This is a genomic window from Haloferax sp. Atlit-10N (assembly GCF_003586325.1).
Classification (GTDB): Archaea; Halobacteriota; Halobacteria; order Halobacteriales; family Haloferacaceae; genus Haloferax; species Haloferax prahovense.
Genome location: NZ_PSYX01000137.1, coordinates 1 through 480, shown reverse-complemented (window position 1 = coordinate 480; position 480 = coordinate 1). Strand labels below are relative to the sequence as shown.

Annotated in this window: 1 protein-coding gene; it reads right to left on the bottom strand. The window is 70.2% G+C overall.

What is annotated here, in order from left to right; all coding sequences use genetic code 11:
- Positions 1–103: 103 nt before the first annotated feature.
- Positions 104–480, bottom strand: a 377-nt coding sequence (locus tag C5B91_RS21550) for a DUF3209 family protein (protein ID WP_119713048.1), incomplete at its 5' end; no start/stop codon positions are given.

Below are 480 nucleotides of genomic sequence, written 5' to 3'. Positions count from 1 at the left end.
GTCGGTCGCGGCGACCGCCGAGCGCGTCCAGTTGTGGCGACTGCTCGCGGGGTCGACTTCACCGAGGTCGCGGCGGGCCGAGAGTGGAGCCGATGGCATCGGTTCAGTCCTCGACGGGGAAGGCGTCGTGAAGCGTGTGGTGGGCCTCTCCGAGGTCGTCGAGCAGCGCGTCCGTGCCCTCGCGGAGACGGCGAAGCGACCGTTCGGCGTCGCGGACGGCGACGAGTCGGCCGCGGAGGTAGCCGGCCTGCGGGTCGTCGTCGTCGATTCGCGTCGCCTCCGATTCGAGGTCGACGAGCGCGGCGTCGAGATGTCGCTGGGCCTCGTCGAGCGTGGTCGCGTTCGCGAGCGCCTGAATCGGGCCGGGGTCGGCGTCGCCGAGGTAGTCTTCGAGTTCGGCTTCGGCGTGTCGCTTCGCGTGTTCGTCGGTCGTTCCGGTGATGTTCAACAGCGCCAGTCGGAGCGCTTCGAGTTCTGCGC